This is a genomic window from Streptomyces sp. NBC_00523, assembly GCF_036346615.1.
Classification (GTDB): Bacteria; Actinomycetota; Actinomycetes; order Streptomycetales; family Streptomycetaceae; genus Streptomyces.
In genome coordinates, this window is sequence record NZ_CP107836.1 from 2,200,061 (window position 1) to 2,214,116 (window position 14,056).

At 70.7% G+C, this 14,056-nt stretch carries 17 protein-coding genes and 2 pseudogenes; 8 read left to right on the forward strand and 11 right to left on the reverse strand.

What is annotated here, in order from left to right; genetic code table 11:
• The first annotated feature begins 188 nt into the window (after positions 1 to 188).
• Genes OHS17_RS09910 through OHS17_RS09920 form a run of 3 tightly spaced genes read left to right on the forward strand, consistent with a single transcriptional unit; the run spans position 189 to position 2,750 of the window.
• Positions 189 to 1,478, forward strand: a complete 1,290-nt coding sequence (locus OHS17_RS09910) for an MFS transporter (RefSeq protein WP_330311874.1) — start codon at positions 189 to 191, stop codon at positions 1,476 to 1,478.
• A 25-nt stretch (positions 1,479 to 1,503) separates the two neighbouring features.
• A complete protein-coding gene (locus tag OHS17_RS09915) occupies positions 1,504 to 1,842 on the forward strand; it encodes a PadR family transcriptional regulator (protein WP_330311875.1) in 339 nt (112 codons plus the stop codon).
• The gene (locus OHS17_RS09920) at positions 1,839 to 2,750 is read left to right on the forward strand and encodes a hypothetical protein (protein WP_330311876.1); all 912 of its coding nucleotides are present in this window, start codon (positions 1,839 to 1,841) and stop codon (positions 2,748 to 2,750) included. Before OHS17_RS09915 ends, OHS17_RS09920 begins: the two co-directional genes overlap by 4 nt.
• 61 nt (positions 2,751 to 2,811) lie before the next feature.
• Here OHS17_RS09920 and OHS17_RS09925 read toward each other — a convergent pair whose 3' ends face one another.
• From OHS17_RS09925 to OHS17_RS09945, 5 genes are all read right to left on the reverse strand, one after another.
• Positions 2,812 to 3,585, reverse strand: a complete 774-nt coding sequence (locus tag OHS17_RS09925; RefSeq protein ID WP_330311877.1) for a class I SAM-dependent methyltransferase — start codon at positions 3,583 to 3,585, stop codon at positions 2,812 to 2,814.
• A gap of 80 nt (positions 3,586 to 3,665) precedes the next feature.
• Positions 3,666 to 4,910, reverse strand: a complete 1,245-nt coding sequence (locus OHS17_RS09930; protein ID WP_330311878.1) for an MFS transporter — start codon at positions 4,908 to 4,910, stop codon at positions 3,666 to 3,668.
• Between the two features lie 75 nt (positions 4,911 to 4,985).
• Complete coding sequence (locus tag OHS17_RS09935; protein WP_330311879.1) at positions 4,986 to 5,882, reverse strand: phosphotransferase family protein; 897 nt, start codon at positions 5,880 to 5,882, stop codon at positions 4,986 to 4,988.
• A 41-nt stretch (positions 5,883 to 5,923) separates the two neighbouring features.
• The gene (locus tag OHS17_RS09940; protein ID WP_330311880.1) at positions 5,924 to 6,112 is read right to left on the reverse strand and encodes a hypothetical protein; all 189 of its coding nucleotides are present in this window, start codon (positions 6,110 to 6,112) and stop codon (positions 5,924 to 5,926) included.
• 53 nt (positions 6,113 to 6,165) lie between these two features.
• On the reverse strand, positions 6,166 to 6,375 hold the full coding sequence (locus tag OHS17_RS09945) for a putative quinol monooxygenase (protein WP_330315206.1): 210 nt from the start codon (positions 6,373 to 6,375) through the stop codon (positions 6,166 to 6,168).
• 71 nt (positions 6,376 to 6,446) lie between these two features.
• Here OHS17_RS09945 and OHS17_RS09950 point away from each other — a divergent pair.
• A pseudogene (locus tag OHS17_RS09950) lies at positions 6,447 to 6,668 on the forward strand (MerR family transcriptional regulator); the annotation flags it as partial.
• Between the two features lie 6 nt (positions 6,669 to 6,674).
• Here the strand turns inward: OHS17_RS09950 and OHS17_RS09955 are convergent.
• The gene (locus OHS17_RS09955; protein ID WP_330311881.1) at positions 6,675 to 7,196 is read right to left on the reverse strand and encodes a GNAT family N-acetyltransferase; all 522 of its coding nucleotides are present in this window, start codon (positions 7,194 to 7,196) and stop codon (positions 6,675 to 6,677) included.
• Positions 7,197 to 7,259: 63 nt separating this feature from the next.
• On the opposite strand from OHS17_RS09955, the gene OHS17_RS09960 reads away from it, so the two are divergent.
• Positions 7,260 to 7,727: a DUF4240 domain-containing protein gene (locus tag OHS17_RS09960; RefSeq protein WP_330315207.1), complete on the forward strand. Its 468-nt coding sequence runs from the start codon at positions 7,260 to 7,262 to the stop codon at positions 7,725 to 7,727.
• 52 nt (positions 7,728 to 7,779) lie between these two features.
• Here OHS17_RS09960 and OHS17_RS09965 read toward each other — a convergent pair whose 3' ends face one another.
• From OHS17_RS09965 to OHS17_RS09975, 3 genes are all read right to left on the reverse strand, one after another.
• Positions 7,780 to 8,166 carry a DUF6578 domain-containing protein gene (locus OHS17_RS09965; RefSeq protein ID WP_330311882.1) on the reverse strand — a complete coding sequence of 129 codons (387 nt, stop codon included), beginning with the start codon at positions 8,164 to 8,166 and terminating at the stop codon, positions 7,780 to 7,782.
• 28 nt (positions 8,167 to 8,194) lie between these two features.
• Complete coding sequence (locus OHS17_RS09970; protein ID WP_443066165.1) at positions 8,195 to 9,169, reverse strand: threonine/serine dehydratase; 975 nt, start codon at positions 9,167 to 9,169, stop codon at positions 8,195 to 8,197.
• Positions 9,170 to 9,638: 469 nt separating this feature from the next.
• Positions 9,639 to 9,791: a hypothetical protein gene (locus tag OHS17_RS09975; RefSeq protein ID WP_330311883.1), complete on the reverse strand. Its 153-nt coding sequence runs from the start codon at positions 9,789 to 9,791 to the stop codon at positions 9,639 to 9,641.
• Between the two features lie 175 nt (positions 9,792 to 9,966).
• Here OHS17_RS09975 and OHS17_RS09980 point away from each other — a divergent pair, with 175 nt between their 5' ends.
• Both OHS17_RS09980 and OHS17_RS09985 read left to right on the forward strand, forming a co-directional pair.
• A complete protein-coding gene (locus tag OHS17_RS09980; RefSeq protein WP_330311884.1) occupies positions 9,967 to 11,085 on the forward strand; it encodes a helix-turn-helix domain-containing protein in 1,119 nt (372 codons plus the stop codon).
• 12 nt (positions 11,086 to 11,097) lie between these two features.
• Entirely contained in the window at positions 11,098 to 11,679 is a 582-nt protein-coding gene (locus tag OHS17_RS09985; RefSeq protein WP_330311885.1) for an HD domain-containing protein, read from the forward strand.
• A 266-nt stretch (positions 11,680 to 11,945) separates the two neighbouring features.
• Here the strand turns inward: OHS17_RS09985 and OHS17_RS09990 are convergent, their stop codons facing one another.
• Both OHS17_RS09990 and OHS17_RS09995 read right to left on the reverse strand, forming a co-directional pair.
• Positions 11,946 to 12,236, reverse strand: coding sequence for an Imm32 family immunity protein (locus tag OHS17_RS09990; RefSeq protein WP_330311886.1), 291 nt, complete (start codon positions 12,234 to 12,236; stop codon positions 11,946 to 11,948).
• Between the two features lie 465 nt (positions 12,237 to 12,701).
• Positions 12,702 to 13,337 (reverse strand): TRADD-N-associated membrane domain-containing protein, encoded by a 636-nt coding sequence (locus tag OHS17_RS09995; RefSeq protein WP_330311887.1) that lies wholly within the window; start codon positions 13,335 to 13,337, stop codon positions 12,702 to 12,704.
• Positions 13,338 to 13,490: 153 nt separating this feature from the next.
• On the opposite strand from OHS17_RS09995, the pseudogene OHS17_RS10000 reads away from it, so the two are divergent.
• A pseudogene (locus OHS17_RS10000) lies at positions 13,491 to 13,694 on the forward strand (site-specific integrase); the annotation flags it as partial.
• Between the last annotated feature and the right edge of the window lie 362 nt (positions 13,695 to 14,056).

Consider the following 14,056-nt stretch of genomic DNA (forward strand, 5'->3'; position numbering starts at 1 on the left):
CTCACCCGACGACCCGAAGGAGGGAAAGTTGCCCGGTAGCCCCCGCACGCGCTGACGTCGTAGAACGACCCGTCATCGCGTGCTGCCTCCGAGCGCGGCACAGCGAGCCCTTCCCGCCGGACCGCCGACGCACACCTCCGCGTCGCGTGGCGGCGGAGCCTTGCCGTCCGCAGCCCGAAGGGGCCCCCGTGCATTCCGCTTCCCGTATCCCCTCCCCCGCCCTCCGACGGGACTCCGCCTTCCTGCACCTGTGGGCCGGGCAGACCGCCTCCCAGTTCGGCGAGCAGGCGCTCCTGGTCGTCCTGCCGCTGGTCGCCGTCGTCTCGCTGCACGCCGACGCGGGCGCGCTCGGCCTGCTGCGCGCGGTGGAGCAGGCGCCGATCCTGCTGCTGTCGCTGTTCGCGGGCGCGTGGGCGGACCGCCGCCGCACCCGCACGGTGATGGTGGCGGCGGACCTCGGCCGGGCGGTGGCCCTGGCGGCGGTGCCCCTGGCGCTGCTGTTCGGTGTGCTCGGGCTGCCGGTCCTGCTCGTGGTGGCCGCCCTGCTCGGGGTGGGCAGCGTGTTCTTCGACGTGGCGTACCAGGCGTCGCTGGTGCGTCTGGTGGACCGCGAGCTGCTGATGCGGGGCAACAGCGCGCTGGAGGGCAGCAGGTCGGCGGCGCGGATCGGCGGCCCGGCGCTCGGCGGCGCGCTGATGTCGCTGTTCTCGCCGCTGCTCGCGGTCGTCACCGGTGCGGGCTTCTTCGTGCTGTCGGCCGTGTCGATCGCCCGCATCCGCCGCCCGGAACGCGTGCCCGCCCCCGCCGGGGCCCCGGCACCGGTCCTGCGGCGCATCCACGAAGGGCTCCGCTTCGTGGCCCGGCATCCGGCGCTGCGTGCGGTGGGGCTGGCGTCGGCCCTGTTCCAGTTCTCGCTCGCCGCGCTGATGACGGTCTATCTGCTGTTCCTGCCGCGCGAACTGGGCCTGTCCGGCGCCGAGGTGGGCCTGGCGCTCGCGGCGACGGGCCCGGGCGCGGTGCTGGGGTCGGTGCTAGCGGCGAGGCTGCCGGAGCGGCTGGGGTACGGCGTGGTGCTGGTGGGGTCGGCGGTCCTGGCGGACGGCGTGATGCTCGGCGTACCGGCGCTGCACGGCTCCGGGCCCCTGGTCCTGCCCGCGCTGATGGCCGTCAACCTGGTCTTCGGTACGTTCGGCCAGCTGGTCAACGTCACGGTGATGTCCGTACGGCAGGCGGTCACGCCGGTCCGCATCCAGGCGCGGGTGGTGGCGACGATCAACTTCGCGGGGATGGGCCTCACCCCCTTCGGCTCGCTGCTCGGCGGCTTCCTCGCGGGTGCGTGGGGGCTGCGCCCGAGCCTCCTCGTCACGGCGGTCGCGCTCGCCCTCTCCCCGCTCTTCATGGCGCTCTCCCCCTTGGCCCGCCTGGGGAAGGTCCTTCCCGTCGCAGCTCAGGGCGGCCCGTCATATGCCGGTGAGTGACCCATTCCTGGCGTACGATACGGGCATGAGCGAACGCGCGATGCAGGAACCGACCCTCCTCCTCCTGACCGCCCTGGCGGACGAGCCCCGGCACGGATACGCCATCGCGCGCGAGGTCGAGACGATCTCCGGCGGCCGGGTGAAGATGCGCACCGGCACGCTGTACGGGGCGCTGGAACGGCTGCTGAACGAGGGCCTGATCGAGGTGCACGCGGAGGAGGTCGTGGACAGCCGGCTCCGCCGCACCTACACGCTCACCGCGACCGGCCGGGAGACCCTGGCCGCCGAGGCGCGGCGGCTCGCCGCCACCGCCCGCGAGGCGACCCGGCGCCTGGGGGTCGCCGGGAAGCCGGCCACCGCATGAGCACCCCGCTGCTGCGGCTCTACCCGGCCGGATACCGCCGCGCGTTCGGGGCGGACATCGCGGAGGCGTACCGCGAGGCGACCGAGGGCGCGGGCCGGACCGCCCGGTTCCGGGAGGCGGGCGACATCGTGGCGCACGCGCTGCGGATGCGGCTGCGCCTCGGTTCCGCGCAGCCCGCCGGCCGCCTGTTCGCGGCCGCCGCGCCCTTCGCACTGGCCGCGACGGCCGCGTACGCCGCCTTCGGCCTGGTCTCGATGCTCGGCGACTGGCGGCTGAGCGGGAACCCGGACTTCCTGGTCCCGCTCAGCTTCGTCATGATCGGCTGCGACCTGGTGACGCTGGCGGGGGCGGTCCTGGCACTGGGCGGGCGGTTCGCGGCGGGGGCGCGGTGCGCGTTCGCGGGCGCGCTGGCCCAGGAGTCGGCGCTCCTCGTGGTCCCGCTGACAGCCGGGGTGCTGCCCCCGGCCGCCGCCGTCCCGTATCTCCTGGCCCCGGTCGCGGTGGCCGCGCTGCCGCTGGCCTGCCCGCCGGATCTGCGCCCGCCCGGCCGCTCCCTGGGCGCCGCGGCCCGGATCGCGCTGCTGCTGTGGACCGGGCTCGCGGTGTCCGCCCTGACCCTGGCGGACACCGGAAGCCATCTCGCGTACGCGCTCTGGCGGTTGGGCGTCCCGATGGCCGCCGCCCTGATCCTCGCGGGCCGCCCGGCACTGGCCCGGCTGCGCACGCCCGGCCGGTTCGCGCTGGCCGGGGCGCCGTTCGTCGCGATGGGGTACTGCGCCGGGGCGGTGGACCGGGACACGGTGGTCCCGGCGCTGGCCGTCGTGGCGGCGGCAGGGGTGGCGCTGCGGCTGTGGCGGCTGCGGGGCGGGACGAGCACCGGCCGAGGAGGGCGGGCGGGCACCGGCTGAGGCGGCCGGGCGGGCGCCCACCGAGGAGGGCCGGGCATGCACCGGCTGAGGGCGCGGGGCGTCAGGCGGTCACGCGTATCTTCGACTGCCCGTGCCCCAGCTTCTCCCAGTCCTCCATGAACCGCGCCCGCAGCCCGTGCCGGGCGGCGAGGGCGATCAGGGTCTCGGTGCGGTAGTAGAAGTCCTCGCGCAGCACCTGGTGTTCGGCGCCGGTGGTGCGGTCGAAGGTGAAGTCGAAGTGCCCGCCGGGCGCCAGGACGCGGCCCACATGGGCCAGGCACTCGTCGATGATCTCCAGCGGCGAGTGGGAGAACACGCTGTGCGCGTGGACGACGTCGAAGTGCGCGTCCGGCAGGAAGTCCAGTGTCAGGTCCTTGGTGATGGTCAGGTGCGGGACCTTGGTCTGGAGCCCCTGCGTGGTCAGGGTCTGCTTGGCGGCGATCAGGATGTCGGGCGAGATGTCGATGCCGTAGTAGTGCCCGGGCTCCAGGTAGTCGATGAACCGCCAGCCCGCCCGGAGGTTCCCGCACCCGATGTCGAGCATCCTGGCCCTGGGGGCGAGCCCGTGCTCCACCAGGTAGTCGAACTGCATCTGCCCCAGGGCCAGCCAGCGTTCGTGCGTCTGGCTGCCGACGGCGGCCTCCGGGTTGCGCCGGGTGTCCGAGGCCATCACGGCCCGGTAGTAGTTCACGTGGTCCGGGTGCTTGAAGGCCAGCCACCGGTCACGGGCGGCCCGCTTCAGATAGGGCGCGATGCGGTCCGGCCGGCTCGCGGCGTAACGGACCTTGTGGGCCAGGGACTCGCGGTTGGCGACGAGGTTCTTCTTGGATGCCATGGCGCCACTATAGGTCGGTGAACGACATATACAAACCAACGACCCTTCGGCCTGTTCGGAACCGGAGGCGCCGGGGAGCCTCACTTCCGCCTGATCCGGCGCACATCGCGCACGCAGGCGTTGGCCACCCCGGCGGCGAGGATGACGGCGGAGCACACCAGGAGGATGTGCCCGCTGGTCCAGTACGCGGACGCGGCCGCGACCACGAGGTAGCCGAGGGGGATGGCGATCTGCTCCCCCAGCGAGTTGAAGGCGTTGAGGCGCCCCAACTCCTCGTCGGGGACCTGCTGTTGCATGGCGGTGGACCAGGCGACGATGGCCACGTCCATCCCCGCCCCGGCGAGGGCGGCCGCCCCCAGCACCCAGAGCAGCGGCAGCCCGAGCCCCATCGCGGCCAGCGGCAGGAAGAGCCCGGAACTCGTCACCACGCAGACCAGCACCAGCCGCTGCGGCTTCCAGAGCAGGCAGACGACCGTCCCCGCGAGCAGCCCCGCCGCGAACGCCCCCTGCACCAGTCCCCAGGAGCCGGCGCCCGCGTAGTCGCGGTCCGCCACGAGCGGCCCCAGCAGCTGGTACCCGGCCAGCCAGGCGGCCACGACCGCCGTACCGCACAGGGTGTAGCTCCACAGCCAGACCCGGGACCTGAACCCGGCCCACCCGACCCGCAGATCGGCCAGCAGCCCCGCGCCCGGACCTCCGGCGGACACCGTCCCCGCGAGCCGCAGCCCCGCCAGCAGCAGCGCGGCCACGACGAACGTCACGGCGTCCCACCCGAGCGCCCAGGCGGGCCCGGTCAGCGCGACGACGAACCCGCCGACGACGGGCCCGACGACCTTGACCGCGTTCCTGGGCACCCGGACCAGCGCGTTGGCCTGCTGAAGCTGCCCGGGTCCCACGAGCCGGGGCACGACCCCCTGGGCCGCCGGGGTGGTGAACGCGGCCGCCGCCCCCGAGGCGCACGCGCACAGACTGATCGCGGCGGTGGTCGCCGTCCCGGTCGCCACGAGCACGGCCACGACCGCCTGCGCGGCGCCCGCAACGAGGTTGCCGAGGAAGAGGATCCGGCTGCGCGAGACCCGGTCCGCCAGCACCCCGCCGACGAGCAGCAGAACCAGGGCAGGCACGGTGTTGGCGGTCAGCACGATCCCGAGCGACCGCGCTCCCCCGCCCTGCCCGATCACGGCGAACGCCAGGGCCACGGGGGCCATCGCGGACCCGGTCGCGGAAACGAGGTGGGCGAGCAGGAACCGCCGGAAGGCGGGCAATCGCAACGGCGAAACGCCCTGATCGCCGACGGTCATCAGTCCAGCACGCGCGTCACCCATCCCGGCAGGGTAGGGGCGGTACGGCCGGCACGGCACCCGGGTTTCGGGAGCGCGCCCGGGGCGCCCTGGAGTGCGTCAGGCCGCCCCGAACCACGTCTCGGCGAGCTCGGGCAGCGTCTCCCCGGCGGGGCGCGGCATCTCCCGGAGGTACCAGGGCAGGTGGCTGTACACGTGCAGCAAGGTGTACGCGAGCAGCACGGACGGGTCGAAGGTCCGGCCGTACGCCCTGCTCAGCCGTCCCAGCAGGCCCGGCTCCCCGCCGGTGACGAACAGGCCGACGGCCACGAAGTCGTACGCCGGGTCCCCGGTCATGGCGGGCTCGAAGTCGATGAGCCCGGTCAGCCGCCACCCGTCCGCGTCGGCCAGCAGGTGCTGCCGCATCACCTCGGTGTGCAGAAGGGCCGCACGCGGGGTGCGCGGCAGCGGGACCGAGGCGAGGAAGTCCGGGATCTGCTCCAGCCAGCCTTCGGACAGCCCGCGCACCCGTTGCCGCTCGACCGCGCCGGCGGCCTGCCGGTCCAGAAAACCGCCCCAGTCCGCCGGCCCGAGGACGTCGGCGAGCGGTGCCGGGTCGAGGGCGTGCAGCGCCGCCAGCATCTCGCCGGCCTCGGTGACGATCCGTTCCCGGTGCGGGCGCGGCACCCGGGCCCAGGCGGGGGCCAGGTCCTCGCCGTGCAGCCGGGACATCAGCACGTACCGCCACCCCTCGCCGGCCGGGCCGGCCCCGTACAGCCGGGGGGTCGGCACGGGCAGCCGTCCTTGCAGATGGGCGAGGACCCGCTCCTCCACGAGGGCGTGCCGGCCGTCGGCGTCCGGGAAGAGCTTGAGCACGTGCCCGTCACCGACCGCGTAGACGGGCACGAACCCCTCGGGGAACCTGACGACCGGTACGCCACCGACGCCGATGCGCCGGCACAACTCCTCGACCGCCGCATGGGGCAAGGTCCGGTCGGCGTCCTCGTCAGTCGGCATGACCGGGACCGTAGGCCACGGCATGGAAGCGGGACAACGCGTTATCGGCCGCGGCCGTGGTCGGGGTCCGCGTCCAGGCCGGGCAGTTCCTCGTGCCCTTCCGAGTAGTGGTTGACCCACCCGCAGAGCGCGCAGGCGTACCGCCCGGCCAGACCGTGCACCTCGGTGCCGCACCGCGCGCAGTCGGTGCGGGTGATCTCGGGAATCGTCGGTTCGGGCTCGCTGGTCACACGGGGACTGTACCGAGTGGAGCGCTCTCCGCGGAGTCCGCGTACGGACTGAATCATGGTCTCGACGTACACCTCGGGCGGCCCTTCCAGGAAGGTCGCAGGTTGTCGAGGAAGGCGCGCAGCGCGGGCAGGTCGTTGTGCCGGTCGAGGTCCTCCCGCGAGCGCCACACCTCGTACAGGAAGAACCGCCCGTCCTCCTGCTCGTGGAGGTGGCACGCCAGGTTGCCGGGTGCGCTCCGGGTGAGCGCGACGAGATCGGACAGCGCGCGCCGGACCCCTACTCGCCTCCCACCGACTCGCGGGCGGCCACCGCCGCTACGACGCCGACGCCCCCGCCGTGGTCCGCCGCATCCGCGCGCTCCTCGACGCGGGCCTGCCCACCCGGACCATCCGCGACCTGCTCCCGTGCGTACGGCAGGACGGCACGGTGGCCCTGTGCAAGCTGGACACCCTGGAACAGCACCTCCAGGGCCTGGACGACCGCATCTCCGCACTCCGGGAAACCCGCTCGTCCCTGTCCGTCCTGGTCACGGCGGCCCGGGCGGAGGAGGCGTGACACCCCCTAAGGTGTGCCGGTGATGGGCGCCACGAAGCACAGGGCGTCGAAGTGCCGCCCGGCGAAGAAGTGCCGGAGCCCACCGATCCGCTGCCATCCGAGCCGCTCGTACAGCCGGATGGCGGCGGCGTCCTTGGTCAGGACCTCCAGCACCAACGGCAGCCCGTGCGCCCGGGCATACCCCTCGGCCGCGTCCATGAGCCGCGCACCGGCGGAAGCTCCCCGCGCGTCCCGCCCCACGAAGAACCGGGCCAGCACCGCGACCTCCCCGTCCCCGGCGCCGCCGCGCTCCCGCCAGAGCCGCGCCACGTCCTCCCCGTGCCGGGCCCGGTTGACCGCGACATGCCCCACGACCCGCCCGTCGAGCTCGGCGACCCAGGCCGCGATCAGCCCCTCGGGCGACAACCACGCCTCGGGGTCCGCCACCCCTTCGACGGGATACCCGTCGGACTCATGAACACCGGCGAGCACGGCAGCCGCCGCGCCCAGATCGGCGTCCTCGCGGAGACGAACCAGGACTTCGGACACGGGTCATCCTCCACGGGCGCGGGCACGATTGTCGGACCAGCCTGCCATCCTGCCCCGGTGACCATGACATGGGCCGACTTCTGGGCGCTGACAGCCACCCTGAACGGCAAAGCCACCGAAGCCAACTGCCACCGCCTCGCCGAGCGGTTGAGCCGCCGCCCCCTCCCCGACATCACCGCCTTCGCGGAACACCACGCGGAAGCGCTGTACCGCCTGGACCAGGAGCAGTTCGGCTCCCTCCCGGTGGTCGGTATGACGACCGAGACCGGCGGCCCTTTCCCGCAGTCCGGCGACTCCTTCCTCTACGCCCGCTGCGCGGTGGTGGCAGCGGGCCGCGAGACCTGGGAGAACGCCCTCGCGGACCCCGCCGTGTTCGCCCCGTACACCTCACTCGACTACGACGGCGAACGCCTGCTGTACATCCCGGACGAGGCCTACGAACGGGCCACGGGCAAGGAGTGGCACCGTATGACCCGGTACTGCTACGAATCCTTCTCCAACAAGGACGGCTGGCCCCACCTGCGTACCTGACCGGGGCGGCACGGCTCACGTACGACCGCTGACGTCACGGGCGGCCGTTCCCTCACTGCCGCCTGGCCGTCACCAGGTAGCCCGCGAAGCTCACCCCGTCCTGGGCCTTCGCCCACCCGCCCGCCGCGCCCTCGACCGGAATCAACACGGTCGTGCCGGGAACGGGCCCGAGAACCCGGTCCGTCTCGCCGGGAAGCGCCGCGTAACGGCAGTGCACCTCCACGACGGACACCACCTCCAACGGGACCGGCGGGACCCCGTCCTCTCCGCCGTGATGCTCCTCGCAGAAGTCGATCCCCTCCGCGCGCTCCTCGCCGACGAGGTCGGCGTAGTCCTCGGCATCGACCTCCATCAACGCCCACGACACGACGTCCCCGGGCGCGAAGGGGTCCCCGCAGCACTGCATCTGCCAGTCATCGACCCAAATCGTCAGCGTCATCCGGCCATTGTGCGCCGCGCGGTCCGGGTCAGCGCAGCCCGAAGCGTCCGGCCCAGGCGGTCACATCGGCGGTGGTCGCGTTTCCGCCGCAGATGACCAGGCCGAGCCTGGCGCTCCCCCCGACGCGTTCGAGCACCTGGCGTGCCGCGGGCAGCAGGCACCCGGCGGCGGGCTCGGCCCAGACCTTCGCGTGGTCGGCCAGATCGAGAATCCCCTGCACGGCCTCGGCATCGGTCACGGTGAGGACATCGGTGACCAGAGCCGAGACGTGTTCGTAGGTGAGCGCTGAGGCGCTCGGGGCGCTCAACGTCGACACCATCGAGGACAGCTCGACGGGCACCGGCCCCCCGGCGGCCAGGGCCTCCGACATGGCTCGCGCACCCTCGGTCTCCACGCCCCAGACCCGTACACCCGGACGGCGCGCGTGCAGCGCGGCCGCGACACCGGAGATCAGACCCCCGCCGCCGATGCTGACGAGTACGTCGGTGAGCTCACCGGCATCCTCCGCGAACTCCAGCCCGACCGTGCCCTGGCCCGCGACGACGACGGGGTCGTCGAAGGGATGGACCAACGCGAGCCCCGAATCCTGGAGTTCGCCCACGAGAGCGAAGGCTCCGCCCATGGTGTCGGCGAGGATGACGTTCGCCCCGGCCGCCTCGGCGATCTCCACGGAGCGGCCGGGAGCGGACCGGGGCATGACGACGGTCGCCTTGATGTCCAGCGCACCGGCCATCTCCGCGACCGCGATGCCGTGGTTGCCCCCGCTCACGGCGACAACCCCAGCGGCCCGCTCGGCCTCACTGAGCCCCAGCAACTTCGCCGTCGCCCCGCGCGCCTTGAAGGACCCGGTGCGCTGAAGCAGTTCCAGCTTCGTGGTGACCGGTGCCCCCAGAAGCGCGGAGAGCCCGGGACTCGCCACAGTCGGCGTCCGCACCACGTAAGCGGCAATCCGCTCGGCCTCGGCTTCCACATCCGCGACGGTGATCAGCACGTTCCACTCCAATATCGCCCGAGCCACAACGACCGCCCACCAGGTCGCCAGAACGAACCTACCTCCCCTCGGAATCCCGAACCGTTCGCTGACCTCGCTCATCTCCCTCTCGGACGGGTAGCGCATGGGCCGCCTCGACCACTGTCCCCGCAGGGAACGTGCGGTCGAGGCGGAGTGGTCCCAGCCGGAAGATCAGCGCGTCGGGTACGTGCGCGGGTGCATCGGCGAACGGCGGCACGGCGACTTGCACAGGACAACCGTGCGGCCGGCGGTACTGGCTCCGTCGATCGGGTAGCGCACCGTCGCCTCCTCGGCGAGTGTGCGACCGCAGTTGGCGCACCTCATGCTCGTACTTTCCGCCACACACGCCCGAGGTGTACGGCTGTGGCGCATGCCGTGCCGGCACGGCATGCGGCGCAGGTGAGAGTGTGGCCGAGCCACGTCTTGTACGCCTGGTCCGTGGTGGCACGGGCAGCGGCGGTCACGAGGCGACGCCTTTGCTGCAGCGCGGGCACTCGCAGGGCGCCATGGCCGACGTCCAGTCCGGCTCGGGTACAGGCACGACCTGCTCCGTCTCGCGCACCACCCTCCTGGCCCCGGTGGCGCGGTCCACCTCATACACCTTGATCGTCATCACCGCGGGATCCTCCCGCCGCGGTCGCCGAAGAATGGGGCCCACATGCCGCTCCCTCCACTACGCTGAGTTGTCTGGGCGTTACTGCACTCCAGACGTTAGGCAGCGCAGACCGCCGCTTGAACTGACCGTGAGTACGGGTACCCGACCGCGGCCGGCCATCAAGGGGGACACGATGAAAGCTGGCCCACAAACCACCCTGACCCGCAGTCGGGGAACGGCACCACGCGGCCGTAGCGGCGTCGTCTCCGGCTACGTCTTCCGCCTGATCCGCGAGCAGTTGGGGCACACCCAGGACACCCTCGCCGAACGGCTTCGCATTTCTGCCGACACGGTCGCCGGGTGGGAGTCCGGGCGTCGGCCCCTGACTGCCGTACCGGTCGGACAGATGCTCGTGTACCGCCACCAGCTCTTGCATCTGGGCAGCGTGCCTGCGCTGCTGCAAGCTCTGGAAAGGGCCATGGAAGCGGACATCCTTCTGGCGAGCACCCTCGGCGAGGAGAGTCCTGCCGGTACCAGCCCCATCGGCGCATGGGTGATGCAACGAGACCTGGTCGAAGTACTGTCCTGGCCGCTGAACGGCGAGACCCCCACCCCGCTCAGGGATCTGCCCGACCCGCCCCGACCGCGCCGCGGCCCTGTACCACGCGGACCCGAACTCCCCGCTGACGACCGTCGTCGCTTCTTTTCCCGTATGCGCCAAACCGCCGAACAGGCGCGGGGCGACGACGACTTCCTGCTCCGCCGCCAAGCCCTCTATCTGGCCGGTTACGACGACGCACCGGATACCTCCGCATGGCTGGCCCGACAGCAACGTATTGAGCGCCCGGACGGTTGGCTGGCCGGCTGGCTCAACTCTCGCTCCGTTGCCGCCGTCGCCGCCAGGCAGGGTGACCGTGATCGCATGGAGTACTTCATTCGAACGAGCCTCACAGACAACGACGCGGGCGAGGCGGCCAACCTCAACTACTGGGCGTACTGGCTCGGCGAGGCTCCACACCTCCAACTGTCCGACGACTTCATTGCCGAAACGAACCCAGGCCCATGGCCGGGCGACAAGCTCATGCGCCACCTCGTGCGGGGCATGACCCCGAACCAGGGCTTCTTCGACCTGAACGTCCACACCCTGTGGGCCCTACTCGCTGTCCGGCCCAACCTGCTTCACCCAGGAAACGCGACCAGCAACGAGCTACGCGCAGCCCTTCCCGTGATGTTGGATAACCAAGAGCTGTCGGCGCAGGCACGCCGGGAGCTCGACGGCATCCGGTACGCGATCCGCCTCGCCGAGGCGTGAGAGGAGACGGGCGTGACTGACGATCTGTCTGCAGTGGGACGCTTCCTGTTCGAGGCCGGAACGCTGAAGCACACCCGCCGAACCGGCTGGTGGATGGCAGGCGTCAAAGACCCGGAGAGCGTGGCGGAGCACTCGTGGCGCACCTCGCTGATCGCCTCGCTCATTGCCAAGCTCGAAGGCGCCGACCCGGCCAAGGCCGCGCTTCTCGCCGTATGGCACGACACCCAGGAGACCCGTACCGGCGACGTGAACTACGTAGGGAAGAAGTACGCTCCGGCCGGCGACCCACAAGCCGTCACCGCCGACCAGACGACAGGGATGCCCGAAGCCCTGGCGTCAGCAATCCAAGATGTCGTCGCCGAGTACGAGGCAAAGGAATCACCGGAGGCCGTCTGCGCCCGCGATGCCGACAAACTGGAGTGCCTGCTCCAAGGAATTGAGTACAAGGCCCAGGGCTACGAGAACGCCCAACGCTGGATCGACAACAGCCGAGCCCGCCTGGTCACCAAAACCGGCCAGCGCCTCGCTGCCGAACTCCTGGGCCAGGACTCACTGGATTGGCTCCGCACAGCCCTCGGCGAACCGAAGCCCTGACCGACGCAGACGAAGGGCCTCCCGACCGACCAGATGCCAGGAGCCGTAGGGCCGCTTGGCAGCTGTGGCCCCCGCCCTGTCGACAGGCGGCCTGCGCTGCGGGCCTCGCAGCGGGCTGCTCGAACTGGCACGAGCCCTGGCGCCAACGCCTGCTGCGCAAGCCCGTTCACTGTGCCCTGGTCAACAGCGGCCCCCCTGCTGCTGCCGCCCCGGCAAATCGCGCACGACGGCAGTCATCCGAACCGTCGTAGACGGGGGAGGCACGATCACTCTTCGTCGCTTCGCTCAAGGACCAGGCCGACAGACCCGTCCGCCAACCCGTTGCCGTCGTCGAGGTGCAGATGGGCCCCATCCGGAACTCCTTCGGCCGCCAACACCAGAAGATGCCGGGCGAGCGTCCTGAGACCTGCAGCATTCGCCTCGACGGCGATCTCGCTCCCGAGGTTGCGCACCTCGATTCGGGCATCAGAATCCCACGAGAAGCGGAGCACGAAACCCTCGACGGCAGCCGTGACATGAGTGCTCTCGATCGGCACTGGGTCGGATCCGAAATTCATGGAACCCATGATGCCGTCGCATATCCCAGATCCAACAATCCCGGGCTTGTCACGCACGTCACCCACTACCGTCAACGCCCCCGCAGCGGCTCGCTGCGGCGGCGTTGTGGCTGGTGGGCGCGGACGTTTCGAACCGCCGACATCTGCTTTGTAAGTTCGGCCGGGCGCCGCCGCGGCCCCAATCTCCTGCAACAGCGACGGCCGGACAGGAACGCCCACGTACGCCCCTGTCCATCGTCGTTGACGTCAGCGGTAGATGCCAGAGACCTTCTGATCCGTAGCGCTATGTGGACCGGGTGTTGACGGTCATGTGGGCCATGAGAAGGCCCTAGATGGACATGGCAGATCGCTGGTGGTTGCTGCGGTTTCGGTACTTTGCTGCTGTATCGCTAGCTGTGACGAGCGTCGCAAAAAAACTTAGAATGCACGAAGGCGGTCTCGGCGCCCAGATGTCACCGAACACCCTTAAAGGGGCGTGTTAGGTGTAGGTGTTCCCGTTTCGATCTCACCGGTCACGTTGCCTTCTTCGGGGATGACACGATTGACCACTGTCTCGGGATCGGGCGCCATGCCCAGCACGCGCATGGCCGTAATGGCATTGAGACGATCTTTGAGTCGATCATCTTGGACGCGATCGATCAGCGCATGAGCCCTCTCGAGCTTATGATCTTCCTCGATCTTAAGATCCATGCGGTCCGCTTGGTCTGTCACGTGTTTCCGAGCCCTGTTCGAGTGAATAGCCAGGGCTCCGCCGCCAGTTGTGACCAAAGCACCCGTCAGCGCGGTCACCAAAGGCAGATAGTTCAGGTCGGGATTCCCGGCGTGCACGAGGGCCAGCACGCCACCAGCAAGGATGATGGCAGCACCGGCCGACATGAAGATCACACTCAATCGAAACGTGATCTCTGCCTGCCGCAGCGACTGGCCCAGGAAGTTGAAGAAGAACTTCTGCCTTTGGCTAGCCAGAGTGACTGCGGGACCACTGGCCCGGTGACCGCTTTCGTCACTCTCCGGGCCTCGATGGATGTGAAGGTCACCCGCGGCCTGATACACACGGCCATCGCCAGAAGCAGTGGCCCGCAGTCGAATCTCCTCGTCCACTAGCTCCCCCGGTCTACCAGTCATACGGGATGCTCCACGAGCATAGCTTCGCCAAGCGGGTGCGAGGCAGTCACAAGTCCAGTCCGAGCCCAGCAGTTGCGGAGCCGAACTTGATCACCGCCGCTCCTGCTCCCATCCCGTCCGCCGTCGACCCAACCCCGCAACCTGTACCGCTCGTTCACCGGCGTTGCAGCGACCGCCGGACTTCGCGTGATTCGCCTCCTGGGGCACAGTCAGATCGCGGTCACGATGAACATCTACGCCCACGTCGTCCAGGACACGCAGCGCGAGGCCGTGAGCCACCTCGACCGGATGCTGAAGCGGCAGCGTCCCGAGCGTGGGGATCGTGCCCGTTGATGTCAGAAGTGGATGTCAAAGACCCCAGCCATGATCGGCTGGGGGTCTTTGTGCTGGTGGGCGCGGACGGTTTCGAACCGCCGACATCTGCTTTGTAAGCCTGGCGCCCGCGCCTGATGCGTCACCGCAGCTCACCCCCATCGCGCGCTGCGACGGCTCTCCCGAGCTGTCGATCCCGCAGCAGCCCTCCAGTGACCGTGGTTGACCGCTCGATCTGGCACGCAACTGGCACGCGCGCTCAGAGCACAATTCGCTTGCTCACGACGTCAGCGCCAGGCTCCCCGTAGCGCAGCACGACGTGAGCCGGCCAAAGCGGAAGCGCACGCAAGCTCGGCTCCATCACCCGGTACAAAGCGTCCGCA

What these genes read in the sequence shown, in the direction of transcription:
- OHS17_RS09915 (WP_330311875.1), top strand. Translation starts at nt 1,504, where the DNA reads ATGAGCGAACGCGCGATGCAGGAACCGACCCTCCTCCTCCTGACCGCC.
- OHS17_RS09920 (WP_330311876.1), top strand. Translation starts at nt 1,839, where the DNA reads ATGAGCACCCCGCTGCTGCGGCTCTACCCGGCCGGATACCGCCGCGCG.
- OHS17_RS09925 (WP_330311877.1), bottom strand. Translation starts at nt 3,585, where the DNA reads ATGGCATCCAAGAAGAACCTCGTCGCCAACCGCGAGTCCCTGGCCCAC.
- OHS17_RS09930 (WP_330311878.1), bottom strand. Translation starts at nt 4,910, where the DNA reads ATGGGTGACGCGCGTGCTGGACTGATGACCGTCGGCGATCAGGGCGTT.
- OHS17_RS09935 (WP_330311879.1), bottom strand. Translation starts at nt 5,882, where the DNA reads ATGCCGACTGACGAGGACGCCGACCGGACCTTGCCCCATGCGGCGGTC.
- OHS17_RS09960 (WP_330315207.1), top strand. Translation starts at nt 7,260, where the DNA reads ATGACATGGGCCGACTTCTGGGCGCTGACAGCCACCCTGAACGGCAAA.
- OHS17_RS09965 (WP_330311882.1), bottom strand. Translation starts at nt 8,166, where the DNA reads ATGACGCTGACGATTTGGGTCGATGACTGGCAGATGCAGTGCTGCGGG.
- OHS17_RS09975 (WP_330311883.1), bottom strand. Translation starts at nt 9,791, where the DNA reads ATGACGATCAAGGTGTATGAGGTGGACCGCGCCACCGGGGCCAGGAGG.
- OHS17_RS09980 (WP_330311884.1), top strand. Translation starts at nt 9,967, where the DNA reads ATGAAAGCTGGCCCACAAACCACCCTGACCCGCAGTCGGGGAACGGCA.
- OHS17_RS09990 (WP_330311886.1), bottom strand. Translation starts at nt 12,236, where the DNA reads ATGAATTTCGGATCCGACCCAGTGCCGATCGAGAGCACTCATGTCACG.